The sequence below is a fragment of the Sphingobium sp. FW306-1B-F04DB genome (genome assembly GCF_058781925.1).
Window position 1 is genome coordinate 53,275 of sequence record NZ_JBYSXE010000004.1, and the last position, 16,475, is coordinate 69,749.

Annotated in this window: 18 protein-coding genes; 7 read left to right on the forward strand and 11 right to left on the reverse strand. The window is 66.3% G+C overall.

Going from position 1 to position 16,475, the window contains the following annotated elements; all coding sequences use genetic code 11:
* Positions 1-50: 50 nt before the first annotated feature.
* From AC3WJD_RS03865 to AC3WJD_RS03885, 5 genes are all read right to left on the reverse strand, one after another.
* Positions 51-1,088: a sigma-70 family RNA polymerase sigma factor gene (locus AC3WJD_RS03865; protein ID WP_492744690.1), complete on the reverse strand. Its 1,038-nt coding sequence runs from the start codon at positions 1,086-1,088 to the stop codon at positions 51-53.
* Positions 1,089-1,277: 189 nt separating this feature from the next.
* A complete protein-coding gene (locus AC3WJD_RS03870; RefSeq protein WP_492744692.1) occupies positions 1,278-2,273 on the reverse strand; it encodes a peptidoglycan-binding protein in 996 nt (331 codons plus the stop codon).
* Entirely contained in the window at positions 2,270-2,707 is a 438-nt protein-coding gene (locus AC3WJD_RS03875; RefSeq protein WP_492744694.1) for a hypothetical protein, read from the reverse strand. Before AC3WJD_RS03875 ends, AC3WJD_RS03870 begins: the two co-directional genes overlap by 4 nt.
* Positions 2,691-4,028, reverse strand: a complete 1,338-nt coding sequence (fliI, locus tag AC3WJD_RS03880) for a flagellar protein export ATPase FliI (protein ID WP_492744696.1) — start codon at positions 4,026-4,028, stop codon at positions 2,691-2,693. Before fliI ends, AC3WJD_RS03875 begins: the two co-directional genes overlap by 17 nt.
* Positions 4,029-4,038: 10 nt before the next feature.
* A complete protein-coding gene (locus AC3WJD_RS03885; RefSeq protein WP_492744698.1) occupies positions 4,039-4,443 on the reverse strand; it encodes a flagellar biosynthesis repressor FlbT in 405 nt (134 codons plus the stop codon).
* Positions 4,444-4,602: 159 nt separating this feature from the next.
* Between AC3WJD_RS03885 and flgE the strand changes: the two genes are divergently transcribed.
* The 3 genes from flgE to AC3WJD_RS03900 are packed head-to-tail and all read left to right on the forward strand — an operon-like array spanning position 4,603 to position 8,965.
* A complete protein-coding gene (gene flgE / locus AC3WJD_RS03890) occupies positions 4,603-5,904 on the forward strand; it encodes a flagellar hook protein FlgE (RefSeq protein WP_492744700.1) in 1,302 nt (433 codons plus the stop codon).
* Positions 5,905-5,947: 43 nt separating this feature from the next.
* Positions 5,948-8,044, forward strand: coding sequence for a flagellar hook-associated protein FlgK (locus tag AC3WJD_RS03895; protein WP_492744701.1), 2,097 nt, complete (start codon positions 5,948-5,950; stop codon positions 8,042-8,044).
* Positions 8,045-8,056: 12 nt separating this feature from the next.
* Entirely contained in the window at positions 8,057-8,965 is a 909-nt protein-coding gene (locus AC3WJD_RS03900) for a flagellin family protein (RefSeq protein ID WP_492744703.1), read from the forward strand.
* Between the two features lie 66 nt (positions 8,966-9,031).
* Here AC3WJD_RS03900 and AC3WJD_RS03905 read toward each other — a convergent pair whose 3' ends face one another.
* Both AC3WJD_RS03905 and AC3WJD_RS03910 read right to left on the reverse strand, forming a co-directional pair.
* Positions 9,032-10,852: a hypothetical protein gene (locus AC3WJD_RS03905; protein ID WP_492744705.1), complete on the reverse strand. Its 1,821-nt coding sequence runs from the start codon at positions 10,850-10,852 to the stop codon at positions 9,032-9,034.
* Positions 10,852-11,115 carry a hypothetical protein gene (locus AC3WJD_RS03910; protein ID WP_492744706.1) on the reverse strand — a complete coding sequence of 88 codons (264 nt, stop codon included), beginning with the start codon at positions 11,113-11,115 and terminating at the stop codon, positions 10,852-10,854. The genes AC3WJD_RS03905 and AC3WJD_RS03910 overlap by 1 nt, the downstream gene beginning before the upstream one ends.
* A 110-nt stretch (positions 11,116-11,225) precedes the next feature.
* Between AC3WJD_RS03910 and AC3WJD_RS03915 the strand changes: the two genes are divergently transcribed.
* The gene (locus AC3WJD_RS03915) at positions 11,226-11,633 is read left to right on the forward strand and encodes a hypothetical protein (protein WP_492744708.1); all 408 of its coding nucleotides are present in this window, start codon (positions 11,226-11,228) and stop codon (positions 11,631-11,633) included.
* Positions 11,634-11,677: 44 nt separating this feature from the next.
* Here AC3WJD_RS03915 and AC3WJD_RS03920 read toward each other — a convergent pair whose 3' ends face one another.
* The 4 genes from AC3WJD_RS03920 to AC3WJD_RS03935 are packed head-to-tail and all read right to left on the reverse strand — an operon-like array spanning position 11,678 to position 14,302.
* Complete coding sequence (locus AC3WJD_RS03920; protein WP_492744710.1) at positions 11,678-12,376, reverse strand: MotE family protein; 699 nt, start codon at positions 12,374-12,376, stop codon at positions 11,678-11,680.
* Positions 12,373-12,804 (reverse strand): DUF6468 domain-containing protein, encoded by a 432-nt coding sequence (locus tag AC3WJD_RS03925; protein ID WP_492744712.1) that lies wholly within the window; start codon positions 12,802-12,804, stop codon positions 12,373-12,375. The genes AC3WJD_RS03920 and AC3WJD_RS03925 overlap by 4 nt, the downstream gene beginning before the upstream one ends.
* The gene (gene fliM / locus AC3WJD_RS03930) at positions 12,801-13,820 is read right to left on the reverse strand and encodes a flagellar motor switch protein FliM (protein ID WP_492744714.1); all 1,020 of its coding nucleotides are present in this window, start codon (positions 13,818-13,820) and stop codon (positions 12,801-12,803) included. Before fliM ends, AC3WJD_RS03925 begins: the two co-directional genes overlap by 4 nt.
* Complete coding sequence (locus tag AC3WJD_RS03935; protein WP_492744716.1) at positions 13,817-14,302, reverse strand: flagellar basal body-associated FliL family protein; 486 nt, start codon at positions 14,300-14,302, stop codon at positions 13,817-13,819. Before AC3WJD_RS03935 ends, fliM begins: the two co-directional genes overlap by 4 nt.
* A 144-nt stretch (positions 14,303-14,446) precedes the next feature.
* Here AC3WJD_RS03935 and AC3WJD_RS03940 point away from each other — a divergent pair, with 144 nt between their 5' ends.
* The 3 genes from AC3WJD_RS03940 to flgA are packed head-to-tail and all read left to right on the forward strand — an operon-like array spanning position 14,447 to position 16,468.
* The gene (locus AC3WJD_RS03940) at positions 14,447-15,190 is read left to right on the forward strand and encodes a flagellar hook-basal body complex protein (protein WP_492744718.1); all 744 of its coding nucleotides are present in this window, start codon (positions 14,447-14,449) and stop codon (positions 15,188-15,190) included.
* A 37-nt stretch (positions 15,191-15,227) separates the two neighbouring features.
* Positions 15,228-16,013 (forward strand): flagellar basal-body rod protein FlgG, encoded by a 786-nt coding sequence (gene flgG, locus AC3WJD_RS03945; protein ID WP_492744720.1) that lies wholly within the window; start codon positions 15,228-15,230, stop codon positions 16,011-16,013.
* A 5-nt stretch (positions 16,014-16,018) separates the two neighbouring features.
* On the forward strand, positions 16,019-16,468 hold the full coding sequence (flgA, locus tag AC3WJD_RS03950) for a flagellar basal body P-ring formation chaperone FlgA (protein WP_492744722.1): 450 nt from the start codon (positions 16,019-16,021) through the stop codon (positions 16,466-16,468).
* The last annotated feature ends 7 nt before the right edge of the window (positions 16,469-16,475 follow it).

Genomic DNA, 16,475 nt, shown 5'->3' on the forward strand with positions numbered 1-16,475 from the left:
CCCCCCCCCCCCCCCCCCCCGGGCCTGTATCCTTCCCATTATTCGGATGTTCAGTGCCGGCTCACCGAAAGCGCATCCAGCGCCACAGCATCGAGCATGAGGTGCTCGAGACCATCGGTTGCCGCCGCCGAGAGCTGCGGCAGTTCGCTATGCGGCTGGCTGGCTTCGGGGAGAATGGCGATGGGGGGGCACATCCGCGCCACTGCGCGATCAACCTTCGGCGTGGCCGCCTTTGCATGTACCCCATAGTCCGCCATCATCATGAACCGCGGGTCGCTGCCTGCCAATTCGGCGATAGTCTTGGCCGCACGCTTGGTGATCTGGCGTACGCGCTCCTTGGTCACACCCGCTTCGTCGGCGATCGCTTCGCCAGCGCCCATCCCGAACAAGCGATGCACGACGATCTCGCGGTTGCGCGTCAGCCGCTGCTCAAGCTTCTCGAGTTCTTCGGGGTCGATGCCATGCGTCCTGGAGCGGAGCATCGCACCGCCATCGGCGGCCCGCGCCAGCGCCCGCTTCTTGGGGCGTGCGCGGCGGCGGAGCTGATCGATCGCAGTGGTACGGAGATGATCGATATAGCTCTCGACCAGCGAGGCGGTCGCGGCCTCGGCGAGATAATCCGATGCGGCGGCTTCGGTGAGAGCAAGCGCATTCTCGTCCTCGATCACCGATTCCAGCGTGTTCTCTTCGCCCTCGGCGCCCTGCGCGATCGCATTAAGTGACACGGTAGTCGCTTCGACCTTCTTCGCCGAGGGGCGCTGATCAGCCATCAGCCGGAAGCGCAGGCTCTGCAATTCGCCGCGGATCTGCCAGTTCACGAAGGTCGTGAACTGCGCCTTTTCCGGAACATAGGCCTGGATCGCGCGATGCACCGCGATTGCACAGGCCTGCTCGGCATCGTCCCAGTGCGCCACCAGGCCATATTGGCGGATGAAATGACGGATGCGCGGCGCGATCAGCTTGAGGATGCGCGCAAATGCCTTGTCGACTTCGGCGCGCTGACGCGCCGTCGGCCTCGCATCGCCTTCGGGCGTACTTGCGATAACTGCGGCAACCGCCGCCTCCAGTGCAATCGTGGTTTTCGACATTTTGCCCTCCCGAGTGGGATGGACAACGCGCCAATCGCGTGCCCCCCCGGCCCGATCGGTTCTCGCGCAAAAAGGTTAACGACATATTAGTCCCATATTTATCGAGACCAATATTCCCATAATATAGCACCGAAATCGTCGGAAATGCGTTATTGATACGTATAAATACGGAATATAGGAATAAACGCCTTAGCTCGTCGCCAGGACGCGCCCGAAACGCTCGGGCCGCACATTGCGGTCGACATAGTCGAGCAGCCAGGCGCGATGCGCGCCCGTCGCACTTCCCGCGGCGGCGATTCGCTCGCTGGCGCGGGCAGTGCCCACCTGTGCGGCGAGCAGCGTGCGCGCCCGGCCGGAATCCAGCCCCCCTTTGAGGAACTTGACCGCGTCGCCCATGCCGAGATGGTGCCCCAGATAGGCGGCCTGCGCGATGCTTTCGACATCGTCTTCGATCCGGACGCCTTTGCGCGCGAGCATGTCGAGATTGGCACGCGCATAGTCGGCGATCGCCTGAATCGATGCATGAGGATCGTAGCGGAGCGCGAGCAGGTCGGCGCGCGCCTCTCCCTTCACCCGGCCCCGTTCGGTAAGCCAGCCCCGGTCACGCGCGAGCGCGTTGAGCCAGCTCCCGTCACGCTCGGCCTCCGCCTTCCACGTTCCGCTCAGGAACTGGCCAAGACCGGCGGCACTCGAGCGCGGATTGCGCGAATAGGCAAGCCAGCGCCCGTCAGGCGCCTTTGCTGCCTCGGCATTGACGATAGCGGCGAGCGCGGTGGCAGGTATTCCCGTGCGCGCGGCGGCGGCATTCAGCGCGGGCTGATATTGTGCATTGGCACCGAGACCCGGCGCAACGGAAGCATCCAGCGACGCTCCCCCCCGCTTGCCGCGCCCGTCACGCGCAGCGCGATCGTCGACCAGCGGCGCGGACGGCGGCGGGATCGACTGAAGCGGCCGTGCGGGAGCGATCGACGGCGGCGGGTGATCACTGGCGAGTGTCGCGAGCAACGCATCGAGGCTGAGTTCGGGGGCGCGCGTGGCCGAGCGCAACTCGCTGCCGCCATCGCCATCGCCCGTGCCCAGCGCCGCCTGCCACAGGCGGTTCGACAGGTCCGAACGTGCCTGCGCATAGATCAGCGCGGCACGCTGCTGCGCACCCAGCCGCGAAGGCTCGATCCGCGCGGTCATCGCAGCTGGGCACGCCGTGCCGCCTGGCGGACCTGAACCAAGCTTGCGGCCGAGAAATCATCGATCCCCGCCTGCTCGGCATTGGCCTGCATGCGCTCCGCATCTTCGCGGAAGCTGTCGGCAGCCGACTCGATCGCCTTGAACGCGCTGTACGCGCTCACGGCGCGGCTGCGAAGCTGGGTCAGTTGTGCATCCACGACCGACTGGTCGCCGGCAAGCCGCGCACGCTCGGCACGCATCCGCACGACATAGGCATGCGACGAAAAGCGCAGGTCGTCCGCCGCCGCCGCGGTCTCGCGCTCGATCGCGGCATTTACCGCGCCTTGCGCATTCTCGATCTGGATCAGCTGGTTGACCTGAATGTTGATCGCGACGCGGACATCGTCGATCTCCGACTGCTGGATGCGCATCGCTCCGTCATAGGGCGTCTTCATGCGTGTCCTCCAAAATCGCGGCGAGCGCAGCAAAGCTTTCGGCCGCATAGCCGCGCTCGCTCTTGCCCTGCTTGAGCAGCGCCTCGATCTGCGGCGCGAGCGCGACCGCGCGATCGACCTCGGCATTGGATCCGGTGCGATAGGCGCCCAGCCGCACCATCTCTTCCATGTCGCCATAGGTCGAAAGCACGCGCCGTCCGGCGAGCCGGACAAGGTTCTCCTCGTCGCTATGCGCATGGGGCAGCGTGCGGGACACCGATCTGAGGATGTCGATCGCGGGATAGCGCCCACGCTCGGCAATGCGCCGGGTGATGACGATATGGCCATCGAGGATGCCGCGCACCGCATCGGCGACGGGTTCGTTATGATCGTCGCCGTCGACCAGCACGGTGAAAAGGCCGGTGATCGTCCCCTGCCCGGGGAGGCCGGGACCCGCGCGTTCGAGCAGGCGCGGCAGTTCTGCAAAGACGGTAGGCGTATAGCCTTTGGTCGCGGGTGGCTCGCCGCTCGCCAGCCCGATCTCGCGCTGCGCCATCGCGAAGCGCGTCACCGAATCCATCAGGCACAGCACGTTCAGTCCCTGATCGCGGAAATGTTCTGCGACGGCGAGCGTTGTCCACGCCGCCTGGCGCCGCATCAGTGCGGGTTCGTCCGACGTGGCGACTACGACAACGCTGCGCGCGAGGCCCTCGGCACCCAGATCGTCCTCGACGAACTCCTGCACCTCGCGCCCGCGCTCGCCGATCAGGCCGATCACCGCCACGTCGCATTCGGTCCAGCGCGCGAGCATTGAGAGCAGCACCGACTTGCCAACACCCGAACCCGCGAACAGGCCCAGCCGCTGGCCACGACACAGTGGCGCGAAGATGTCGAGCGCACGGACGCCGGTCTCGACTTTGGCGCCAACGCGCGCGCGCGCCGAAGCCTGGGGCGGCATTGCCTTGATCGGACGTGAGGCTGCTCCGAAAAGCAGCGGCCCCTTGCCGTCGACGGGTCTGCCCAGGCCGTCGATCATCCGCCCCAGCCATGCCTCGGACGGCCGCAGCGAAAGCTGCCCTGCGGCGAGGTCTGCGCGGGCGCCCGATGCAATCCCCTGCGGATCGCTGAAGGGCAGGCAGTGTGCGATGCTGCGATCGAGCCCGGTGACCTCGGCATCGACCATGCAGCCGGGCGCGGCAATGCTGACGCGGGAGCCGATCTGCGCGGCGCCGACGAGCCCTTCGACCTCGATCAGCGCGCCGCGCACCGCGACGACGCGCCCATAGCGCCGGTCGGGCGAAAGCGCGCGCAGACCGGCCGCGGCAGATGCGAGCGTGAGCACATCCGACCTCTTATTCGGCCGCCACGGGCAGGCGCGCCATCGCTTCGGCCTCATAATTGATCAGCCAGCGGCAATCCGAAAGCGCGCGATAGAATTGTGCCGCCGCCGCCTTTTGTGCGAATTCGACGCATACCGCCTTGGCTTCGGGCGACTGCAGCGCGCCCATGAGCTCGCCGACCAGCGCGACGATCGCATTCTGGTGCCGGGGCAGATTGTCGGGGTCGATATAGGCCATCATGCACGCGAAATAGAGCCGCCGCGCGGGCGTGTTGGCCTCTTCAGGGCTCATCACATCGCGGCCCCGCAGGATCGCGGCGGTGTTTTCGACATGCAGCTGTGTGCGTCCCGTTGCGCGGAGTACCGCGCCGTTCACGATTACCTTCTCGCCATCACGCAGCGAAATGCGGAGCGTCATCTGATCCCCCTGGGCTGTTTCCGGTATTATAGGATGCAGCGATGCAAGCCGCGATTTTTGCTAGGAAAATTTTGCCTATATTTGTTCGGCCTCCGCATCATCCTAAAATGCATATGGACCTGGCCCAAACACGCCGGTCACCATGCATGGGAGAAGTTTGTGAGCCTCTATTCCGCTCTTTATGCCGGCGTTTCGGGCCTGAGTGCCCAGGCGAGCGCGATGGCGACCGTCGCCGACAACATCACCAACGTGAACACCGTCGGATACAAGGGCGTGTCGGCGGAATTCCGCACGCTCGTCACCGACGGCCGCGTGCGAAGCAGCTATTCGGCAGGTGGCGTCACGGCAGCGCCCCAGGCCATGATCTCCAAGCAGGGGCTGCTCCAGGCATCGAGCAGCCTGACGGATATCGGCATTGATGGCGCCGGCTTCTTCGTCGTGCGCTCGAGCGCCGATCCCAATGCCGAGGTTGCCTACACCCGCGCCGGTTCGTTCAAGACCGACCCCGCGGGCTATCTGCGCAACACCAGTGGCTATTATCTCCAAGGCTGGCCGCTCGATTCCCAGGGCAACTATGTCAACACGGGCAACCTCAACGCGCTTGAACCCATACGCCCCGGTGCGCTGACGGGCGCCGCGCTGCCGACCACCGAGATCGAGCTGCGCGCCAATCTCCAGTCGACCACCACGCCGATCGCTGGCCCCTATGTTGCTGGGCAGATGGCCTCGGGTGCCGTCACGCCGCAATTCTCGCGCTCGGTCGACGTCTATGACGGGCAGGGCAATGCGCACCGCGTCACCTTCGGCTTCGTCAAGACCGCCGCCAACACCTGGGTCGGTGAGGTTTATGCCGTGCCCGCGGGCGACGTCACCGCGCCCGGCGGCGTGCTCGCCAGCGGCACGATCGCGTTCAACGGCGACGGCAGCCTGAATGTCGCGGGGTCCAGCCCCGCCCTTTTCGGTGCGATCAATCCGACCTGGACCAACGGCGCGGCATCGAACCCGATCCAGCTTTCGCTGGGCAGCAATGGCGGTCTCAACGGCCTGACCCAGTTCAGCGGTGAATCGGCGCTGCTCTCGTCCAATGTCGACGGCGGCATGCTCGGCACGGTCGCTTCGGTCGAGATTTCGGAAAAGGGTGTGGTGAGCGCGATCTTCGAGGATGGCACCGCGCGCGCCATCTACCAGCTGCCGCTCGCAACCTTCCAGAATCCCGACGGTCTGACGCGCCTCAGCGGCAACGCCTATGCCATGTCGCAGGATTCGGGCAACGTCGCGATCAACGAACCCGGCTCGCTCGGCTCGGGCGCGATCGCCAAGAGCACACTGGAAGCTTCCAACGTCGATCTGGCGCAGGAGTTCACCAACATGATCCGCTTCCAGCGCGCCTATTCGTCATCGTCGAAGATCATCACGACGGTCGACGAGATGCTGCAGGAAGTCAGCAACCTGAAGCGCTGATCGTCCAACCCTCCCGACATTCGCGATGCAAGGGATATAGTCCGTGTCATTGAACGAGATCCTCGCTTCCGCCAGGTCCGGCCTCGCCGCGTCACAGGCGGGGATGCGATCCGTATCCAACAACATCGCGAATGTCGGCACCGCCGGTTACGCCCGCGAGCGCGTGACGCTCAGCACGGGCGTGACCAGCGGGCGCGTCAGCGGCGTCGTGATCGGTGAGCCCGAGCGCGTCGCCGACAAGTTCCTCGAAGGCGCGGTCTATCGGCGCGCGGGCGATATCGGCCGGGCGGAAGCAGCGGCCTCCTATCTCGACCGGCTCCAGTCGCTGCTTGGAGCGCCCGGTGCGGAATCGGGGCTCGCCGGCAGGCTGAACGCCATATCGACCTCGGCCGCACAGATGACGGGTCTTCAAGGATCGGCGCAGTCGATCGCGCGCTTTACGGGCAATGTCCAGGACACGATCACCCAGCTTAACCAGCTCAACCGCGACGTTTCGAGCCTGCGCGCCGATACCGAGACCGAGCTCAGCTATACGGTCGACCGGGCCAATGTCCTGCTGCGCCAGATTCACGATCTGAACGACGAGGTCGCGCGGCTCGAGGGCCTTGGCCGCAGCCCCGCGGGCGCCGCGGATCGCCGCATGATCGCGCTCGAGGAATTGAGCGGACTGATGAAGGTCAACATCCGCGAGCAACCCGACGGTCGCGTCACGATCGACAGCGCGTCGGGGCAGGTTCTGCTCGACCGGCGCCTGCGCCAGCTCAGCTATCCGGGGGGATCGGGCGCATCGCAGCCCACCTACCCGCCGATCGACATCCGCTTCGCCGACGCCAATGGAAATGCGGCGGCGTCGACGGGCGAGAAAATCGATTCGGCCGCGATCGGCGGCAAACTGGGCGGGCTGATCGATCTTCGCGATCGCGGGCTTCCTGAATTTTCGGAGAAACTGGGCGTGCTCTTCACCGGCCTCGCCGAATCGCTGAACGCGGTTTCCAATGCGGGGACCACCCTGCCCCCGCCCGCGTCGCTCGACGGCCGCCCGAGCGGCCTGGTCGGCACCGACCGGCTCGGATTTACCGGCGCCGCCACCTTTGCGGTGCTGGGCGCCGACGGCACGCTGGTCGCAAAGACCACCGTCGACTTCACCGCACTCGGGGCGGGCGCGACGGTCGACGATGCCATCAACGCGATCAACGCTGGCCTTGCGCCCAATGCCACCGCCACGATGACGAACGGCAGGCTGTCGATCACCGCCAATGGCGCGGGCAACGGCATTGCGATCGCGCAGGATCCGACCAACCCCAGCAGCCGCGCGGGCCTCGGCTTCTCGCAATTCTTCGGGCTCAACGACCTTGTCCGCAGCGATTCGAGCGCATTGGTGCCCTCAGGCCTCATCGGATCGGATCCCCATGGCTTCGGCGCGGGCGAAACCGCCGAGATCGTGCTGCGCGATGCCGCCGGCCGCGTTCTGACCAGCTACACGCTCACCGGCTCGGGCGGCCCGACCTATGGCGATCTCGTCACTGAGCTCAACGGCAGCCCGCTCGCGACCTTTGGCAGCTTTACCCTGGATCCCCGTGGCCGCATCCAGTTCCAGTCGACCGTCGCGGCTACGGGCGCCACGATCTCGATCCCCTCGGACGCGACCAATCGCTTTGGCACGGGCCGCTCCTTCTCGAACCTCTCGGGACTTACCGGGGATTCGAGCGGCCTGTCCGGGGCCGAGGTCCGGCCCGACATCCTCGCCAGCGCCGCCAAGCTGCCGCTCGCACGACTACAGCTCGGCGCGGCGGTGGGGCAGAAGGCCATTGGCGCGGGGGATGTCACCGGCGCCACCGCCTTTGTCGATCAGCTCGCGAAAGCCGTCGATCTGGGCAAGGACGGCAGCGTGACGATCGAACGTTTCTCGAGCCTTCTGCTTGGTCGCACCGGCACGCAGGCGGCGCAGGCGCAGACCGCATTTGAAGATGCCGCCGCGCGCATGGATGATGCGGTCAACCGGCGCGACAGCTTTGCGGGCGTCAACGTCGACGAGGAACTGGCGCAGATGGTCGTGCTCCAGAACAGCTATTCGGCCGCGGCGCGCGTCATGACGACCGCGACCGAGATGTACGACACCCTGATCGGGATGTTGAAGTAAGGAGTAAAAGCCATGACCCGCGTTGCCACCATTCCGCTTCAGCGCACGCTGTCGGGCGCGATCCAGCGCTCGCAGCAGGCATTGGCCACCAGCCAGATGCAGCTCAACACGGGCAAGAAGGCGCACGACTATGCGGGTCTCGGCACCGATGCGGTGCGCACCCTCTCCGCACGCGCCATGCTCGCACAGCAGCAGACGCACCAGTCGGTCGCGGGGCGCGTCGGGACGACGCTCGATCTCTATGGATCGCACCTCGATCAGGTCGAGAAGACGACGATGGATCTTCGCGAAAAGCTGCTGACCGTCGTCGGCACCGAGCGCGGTCCCGGCCTTCAGGAAGCGATCGAGGCAGCCTTCAACGATTTCCGCAACGCGATGAACGCTTCGGAGGGCGGGCTGCCGCTCTTTGCTGGCGCCCAGACCACTGCAAGGCCGCTGGTTCCCCAGACGCTGGCCGACACGGTCGGGCTCAACCCGGCCAACGCCTATGCCAACGACCAGCAGCGCCTGTCGGCGCGCGTGGGTGACGGGATCGACGTCGAATTCGGCATCGTCGCAAGCGACATGGGCCCCAACTTCATCCTGGCCTTCCGCACGCTGGCCGAAGCCGGCCCCATCGGAGACGTGCCGACCGCGGCGCAGATGGCCGCGCTGCAGCAGGCCGCCGATCAATTCGACGACGCGCTCGGCGATCTGCGCTCGGTCAATGGCGAGAACGGCCGCAAGCAGAACCAGGTCGAGACGCTCGGCACGCGCGCGGAAGACCGCGCGATCCTTCTCGAGGAAGTGATCGGCAAGGTCGAGAATGCCGATCTCGGCCAGGTCGCGATCGATCTCGCCCAGCGCAAATCGACGCTCGAGGCGTCCTATTCGGTCTTTTCCCAGCTATCCGGGCTTTCGCTGGCGAACTTCCTGAACTGATCCCCATAAGTTCCGGTTCCCGGCAGGGGCGCGTCGCGGTGCGGCGCGCCCCATTTTTTCGGGCGCTCAGCCGCGTGGTGGCGCGGGCCGAGGCCCGGCCTCCAGCAGTTCGGCAAGGTCGCCCGCGGGACTGACACTCGGGATCGAGGCCATGGCGCGCGACACCGCCGCGGGATCGACCGATCCGACTGTCGCGGTGAGCATATCGAACACCGGTGCGGTCGCCAGTCCGGCAAAGGATGCACCATAGCGTCCGCGCAGTTCGACCAGCGCGTCCTCGCGCCCAAGCATGGCAAGCGAAATTGCGTAACGCAGCACGACCGCCTGGTCGACCTCGCTGATCCGGCCCGCGGCGGGCAGTCGCGTCTCGCTCTCGATCGCCAGCCCCGCCCAGTCGCGCTGCTTCCAGAGGATCTCGGCGCGCAATACGCCCGCGTCGGGCACATCCTGGAGCACCGCAAAGGCCTCGTCGGTCTTGCCGAGCTGGCTCAGCGCGACCGCCTCGACGCGCTTGCGCGCGTTGATCATCTCGTCGGGATAGGCATTGCCCGCGGTCTTGCGCAGCGCGGCGAGCGCGCGATCGGGACGGCCGGCAAGGATGTGCAGCGTTGCGACGCGCGTCGAAAGCGGCCCCTGCGTCAGATCGCGCGCGCGCACGAACAGCTGATGCTCGAGCAGGTCGGCCGCGCGGCCATAAAGCCCGGCGATCTGCAGCCGCTCGGCAAGCTGGTTGACGAGGAAGTCGCCCGCCGCACCGCTCGGCGCGAGGTCGCGATAGTCCCAGTAGAGCCCCGCGGCCTGATCGAGCGGCAATTTGCTCGACGGATCGAGAGCGCTCGCCAGTCTTGCCTGAAGTCCTGAGACGAAATCGGGCCCCTGCCGCCCGGGCTCGAAGAAGCGGAACAACGTCGCACCCGCGCTCAGCGCGCCGCGCAGATCGCTGGCATCGGCGCTCAGCTGATAGCTCAGCCGCAGCGCGCGTTCCTCGATGTGATCGCCGCGCCATACATAGCGCAAAGCCTCGAGTTGCTTGAGCGCGGCCGCGGGCTGAATCGAACGATTGGCGACCTTCGCCTCGATCTGGCTCAGCCGTGCGTCCATGCGCTCGGCCATCGAGCCGCTCTGTTCGACGCGCGCGAAGCGCAGCCGTGCCTCCGCCAGTTGTCCCAGCGCGAGGCTCGCGCGACCGCGATAGAGGTTGGCACCGGGATCGCGATCAGGCAGTCGCGTCAGCCACTTGGCCGCAAGCTCGGGGCGGCCATTCTCGACCGCGGCACGCGCCATCGCGATGATGAAGGGGCGACGGTCGGCGCCCTTGCGCGCATTCACCGCGGGCAGCGCGCAATTGAAATGCGTCAGCGCCTGCTCGGCAAAGCCCGTCTGCGCAAGCGTCAGCATGCGCCACGCGCACGCCTCGGCATTGTTGACGAAACCCGGTCCCGACAGCTCGGCGAAGCCGTCCGCCGGGCGCGCCATCAATGCGAGCGCAGCACCACGCGCCAGCCGGAAACCGTCGACCATCAACAGATCGGGATCGTCCTGCCGCATCACCTCGAGCACGCCCCAGGCTTCGGGCCCGCGCCCGCGCCCGATCAGGCTACGCGCATAGTCCCAGCGCGCATGTTGCTTGCGCACGCCCTTTGCCCGCGCCAGCGCCTTCCACGCGGCGTCGTCGGGGATGACGCGCCAGGCCGAGGGCATGTTCAACTCGGCCTGCTGCGCAAGCGCCGCGGCGAAGCCAGGCAGACGCACCGAAGGCGGCGGGGGAGCCGTGACCACTGCGGACGAAACCGACGCAGTCGTATTGGTTTCGGATGCGCCGGGCGCATCGGATACCGCGGGAGCTGCGATGGCAGCAGCTCCGGCAAGCAGGATCGGAAGCTTCATCAGCGCGGTACCTCGAACAGCCCCAAGACGGTGATCAGCGCCCCGCCCATTCCGCAGCCCACAAGGAAGAGAATCGACAGTGCCAGCATCGAAAAGCTCTTGGGCGGCTCCGCCTCGACGACCGCCGGGGATGCCGGGGCAATGCGCGCGGCCCCGGTCTCCGGGTCCAGCGCTTCAAGGTCCCCCCTTCGTCTTTGCGGGGTTTCGGGCGGCTGATTGGAGTTGAAGACCCGCACTCTTCCGGGTCGCTGGTCGCGGCTCATTCTGGGTGCACCCCGCTAACTGGATTTTCATTCTATTATAGGAAGGAAAAGCGCTGCCGAGCGGTTCGCCCTGGCAATCGCGCGCATCGGCGCAGTTTTGGAGGAATGTAATGCGTAGCAGTTTGATCGCCGCGGCTTCGTCGCTGTCGGTACTGGCGATCAGCCCTTCGGCGGGCGCGGCAGAGTCGCTGACGCTGCTGCGCGACACGCCCCATTTCGTCGAGCTCGACCGGATCGCGACGCCGATCTTCGGGGCCAGCCGGATCGAGGGTGAATTTGACCTTTCAGTGGTGATCGAGGCGACCAGCGCCACATCCGCCGAAGCGATACGCCAGCGCATGCCCGATATGCGCGCCGCATCCCTCGCCGCCTCGCTCGAATTCGCACGGCTTCACGCCTCGGGATTTGCAGCGGTGAATGCCGAACAGTTGAGCGCGGATCTGACTGCTGCGCTGAAGCCCGTCCATCCGGGCGTGTCGCGCGTGCTGATCGTCAAGGTCTCTGCGCTTCCGGCCTGACGACATAAACCCGCCGCCCGAATGGCAGCGGGCTTTCTCCCATCCTATCTTGCGGCGGCGCGCGTACCTTCGGTGACCGGTGCCCTAGCCTGCTTTGCCGGAACCGGTTGCGGTCGCTGCGTCTGCGCCGCGCGGGCGGGCGCTGCCCCCGGTTGGGGCCTGCTCACCTTTTTGCCCGCCAATGCCATGCTAAGCTGGACCGCGGCCCCCGGGCTCATGCTCGACATGATGAGCGCGGTGGAGCGCTCACGCATCCGTTTCGCAACCTCGGTCTGGACCTCGATATCAAGCCGCTCGAAGATCAGCGCCGCCTTGGCGGGCTTCATCGTCTGATAGATCCGCGCAAGTTCTTCATAAGGCTCGGAAGCAGCGGCAGCCGCCGCATCCGCCGCCGCAGACGCGCCCGGGCCCTGCGGCGCGCCCTGGCGCGCCTGCATGTCGGCCTTGAGCCGCTCTTCGCTCGCACGCGCGGCCTGTTCGCGCAGATCGAGTGCGCGACGCTGGCGTGCCAGCGCCTGGTCGCGCTCACGCGCGCTTTGCTGGATCGAGGTGCCCATGGGCGTCGCGGGCGCCCGCTCTGGCGGCGCAGCAACCGCCACCGCATTGGCGATCGCCGAAATTCCGGCGGCCCCAGCGGTCAGCATCAGCAGCGAAGGTCGACCAAGCCTGGCGAACAATTCCGACGCCATCGGCAGGCGCTTGTGGAGATCACCCAACAGGGGCTGCGGCGCCGTGCCCATCATGCACGCCCCGCCGGAGCAGCCGCGCGCTGTGCGCCCCGTTTGCGCGGTGTCGTCTTGGCGGCGGGCTTTGCTGCCGCCCTGGCCTCCGCCTTCTGCTCCTCCTTCATGCGTTCACCGGCGTTGGCGGCGGCATCCATGATCCGCTCGGCGACCGCATTGCCGATCCCGACCATGACCGAAAGCTCGTCGCGCAGCGATTCGCCCGAAGCGATCGTCCGCGTCGTGGCGGCGCCGTCGGTGGCGAGGATCGTCTTGAGCTCGGCGAGCACGCCCCGCGCCTGCGCGGTCGCGCGATCGAGCTGCTTGACCGTCTCGCCCAGGTCGCCCGACTTGATGGCGTTGAAGCTCCGCATCATCCGCGCGCACTGAATTAGCACGGCGATACACAGCAGCATCAGGACGAGGTTTGTGAAGGTTGCGAACGTCATTTGGGAAACCCCTTTGAAATGTCGGTTACAAGCCGGATGGCGATGTTGTTGCAGCGCTGCCCGATATGGGCGTGGCCCAGCGGCACGCCGCCGCAATGCACCTCGAGCGGATCATCGGGCCCGCGGTTGAGCGCGATCGTCTGGCCGACCGCCATGTTCATCACGTCATGGACGCGCATGTGCTTCTCGCCCAGCACGACGTCGACGAGCACTTCGGTGTTGAAGATCTCCGACGCCATATGGGCTTCCCACATCCGGTCGCGGCCAAGCTTTTCGCCCATGAAGCGCTGGAGCAGTTTCTCGCGCACCGGCTCGATCGTCGCATAGGGCAGCACGATGGTGAACTTGCCCCCACGCCCCTCCATGTCGACGCGGAAGGTCGCCACCGCGGCGATATTGGTCGGCCCTGCAATCGCAGCGAAGCGCGGGCTGGTTTCGACGCGCTCAAGCGCCATTTCGACAGGCTCGATCGCCTCGAACGCCGTGGCGAAATCATCGAGCGCCAGCTGCACCATCTTGGAGACGAGCATCGTCTCGATAGTGGTGAAGGCGCGGCCGTCGATCCTGAGCGGACTGTTGCCCTTGCGGCCGCCGAGCAGCGCATCGACCACGGCGTAGATCAGGTTGGAATCGACGGTGACCACACCGAAATTCTCCCACTCACGCACCTTGAAGACGCCGAACATGGCGGGCAGCGAAACACGGTTCATGAACTCGCCGAAGCGATGCGAGGTGATCTCTTCCAGGCTCACGTCGATCGCGTCCGAGGTCAGGTTGCGCATGCTCGTTGCGAAGGTCCGCACCATGCGCTCGCAGACGACCTCCAGCATCGGCAGCCGTTCGTGGCTGATGACGTTGGATTCGATGACCGCCTTGAGGCCGCTTTTCTGCGGCGCGGACGCCGCCGCGTCGAAGCCGAACAGCGCGTCGATGCCCGCCTGGTCAAAGGTCGCGTCCGCGCTGGGCGCGAAGGCCGGCGGTTCGGGCAGCTCGAATTCCTCGAAATCGTCGCTCATTGCTGGACAAGGTCCTGGATCAGCACGTCGCGGACCGTCCCCGCGCCGAGCACCTGCGTGGCACGCGCCATCATTTCTTCCTTCACGCGAAACACCGCCGCGGACCCGTTGAGGTCCTCGGGACGCAGTTCGCGCAGGAAGGGCTGCAGCGCATCGAGGATGACGGGCAGCTTTTCCTTGATCTCGTCGGCGTTGCCCGGATCGGCGGCGACGATGATGAAGCGCAGCTTGAGGAAGCGCGCGGCGGTGTCGCTGCTGCGCAGGTTCACGATCAGCGGGGGCACCTCGATATAGGATGCAGACTGCACGCCCGCGCCCGCGGGCTTGTCCTCCCCCTCTCCCCCCATCAGCGCGAAACCTGCGCCCGCGCCGCCGAGCAGCACCACCGCACCGATCGCGGCGATGATCAGCTTGCGCTTCCCGGGCTTGGGAGCATTTGCTTGCTGCGCTGGCGCCTTGTCACTGATTGCATTGGTCGACACGCGTTCACCCCCTTGAGCCCCGACCGTCCCCGGTGAAATGCGGGGCACGCGTCCGTTCTGCCGTTTTCGCCTCTATTATAGGATGAGTGCTGGGCAAATTTTGCCTGGCGCGTGATTTTCGCCGATTTTTCTGAGGTGTGTCGAATGGACGTCTCAACCTATGTGCTGCTGAGCCATGAACAGGCGCTGCGCCGCCGCCTCGACGTGACCGCCAACAACATGGCCAACACCAGCACCGTGGGCTTCAAGCGCGAGCAGCCGCTGTTCCATGAATATGTCGAGCAGACCAAGGAGGCGCCTGTCGAGGACGCCCGCAAGACCTCCTATGTCCTCGACTATGGCGCAGTGCATGACACCGGCCAGGGTGCGTTCCAGGCGACGGGCAACCCGCTCGACGTGATGATCGACGGCCCCGGCTATCTCAACGTGGAGGCGCCCGGCGGCGGTGTCGCCTATACGCGCGCCGGCTTCATCAAGATACTCGAGACGGGCGAGCTCGCCACCTCGGGGGGACAGCGCATCCTGGGCGCCAACGGGCGTCCGATCGCCGTTCCCGCCGACCAGAAGGCCACGGTAACGATCGCCTCGGACGGGACCGTCATGACACGCGATGGCGAAATTGGCCGGATCGCGGTCACCAATTTCGCCAACGAGAATATGGTTTCACCGCGCGGCGACGGCATGATGACGGGCACCGGGGGGGCCGCGCTCACGCGCGCGCAGACCCGGTTGCGCATCGGCGGCGTGGAAGCGTCGAACGTCCAGCCGATCGTCGAGACCACCGCAATGGTCGAGATCCTGCGCGCATATCAGACCAGCCAGCATATGACCGAGAGCCTCAACGACATGCGCAAACGCGCCATCGACCGCCTTGGCCGCGTCAACTGACCTATAAGTATTCCTGTATCCATCTGAAAGGATTGTCATGCGTTCGCTTTCCATCGCCGCGACGGGCATGCTTGCCCAGCAGACCAATGTCGACGTGATCTCGAACAACATCGCCAACATGAACACCACCGCGTTCAAGCGGCAGCGCGCCGAGTTTCAGGATCTGCTCTATCAGCAGGTCTCACGCCCCGGCGCCGCCTCGAGCGCGGACGGGACGCGCATACCCTCGGGGATCCAGATCGGCGCAGGCGTGCGCACGGGCGGCGTCTATCGCATCACCGACCAGGGCGCGATGACCAACACGGGCAACCGCTGGGATGTTGCAGTTGACGGCCCGGGCTATTTCCAGATCACCCTGCCGACGGGCGAGATCGGCTATACGCGCGCGGGATCGTTCCAGCCCTCGGACCAGGGCGAGCTCGTCACCGCCGACGGCTATCGCGTCCAGCCCAATATCACCATTCCGCAGGGCGCGATCGACGTCATTATTTCGAAAACGGGCGAAGTCCAGGTCAAGATGTCCGGCCAGCCCGAACTGCAGACCGTTGGCCAGCTCGAGCTGGCGACCTTCGTCAACGAGGCAGGCCTCGAGGCGATCGGCGGCTCGATGTTCCTCGAGACCGCGGCCTCGGGCCAGCCCACCGTCGCGCTGCCCGCCTCCGAGGGCTTCGGTACCCTGATGCAGGGCTTTCTCGAGGCCTCGAACGTCAATCCCGTCTCCGAGGTGACCGCACTCATCACCGCGCAGCGCGCCTATGAGATGAACAGTCGCGTCGTGAAGACCGCGGATGAAATGCTCGCCACCAGCAGTCAGCTGCGTTGATCCCGATGCGCCTGCTGCTTTTCGTCACGGCGCTCGCGACCGCGGGCACCGCTGGTGCCCAGACCGCGCCCGTGATGGTGGACACGCCCGTGCTCGCGCGCGCTGTCGAAAAGGGCGAGCCGCTATCCGCGGCCGACTTTGCGGTCGAGCCGCGCCCCGTCAGCATTGCGCGCGGTACGATCGCGCCCGCCGCCGCGGCGGGATTGGAGGCCGCGCGGCGGCTTCCCCAAGGATCGCCCGTGCGCAGCACCGATCTCGTCAAGCCGCAGCTCGTGCGCCGCGGCGAGGCGGTGACGATCGCGCTGCGCTCGGGCGCGCTCTCCATCACCACCGCGGGCCGTGCGCTTTCGGGCGGCGGCCAGGGCGATCCGGTCCGTGTCGTCAGCCTGAGCACCAATCGCACGCTCGAAGCGGTCGTCGAGGGTTCGGCGCGCGTTCGCGTGATCGCGCAATAGGAGAATG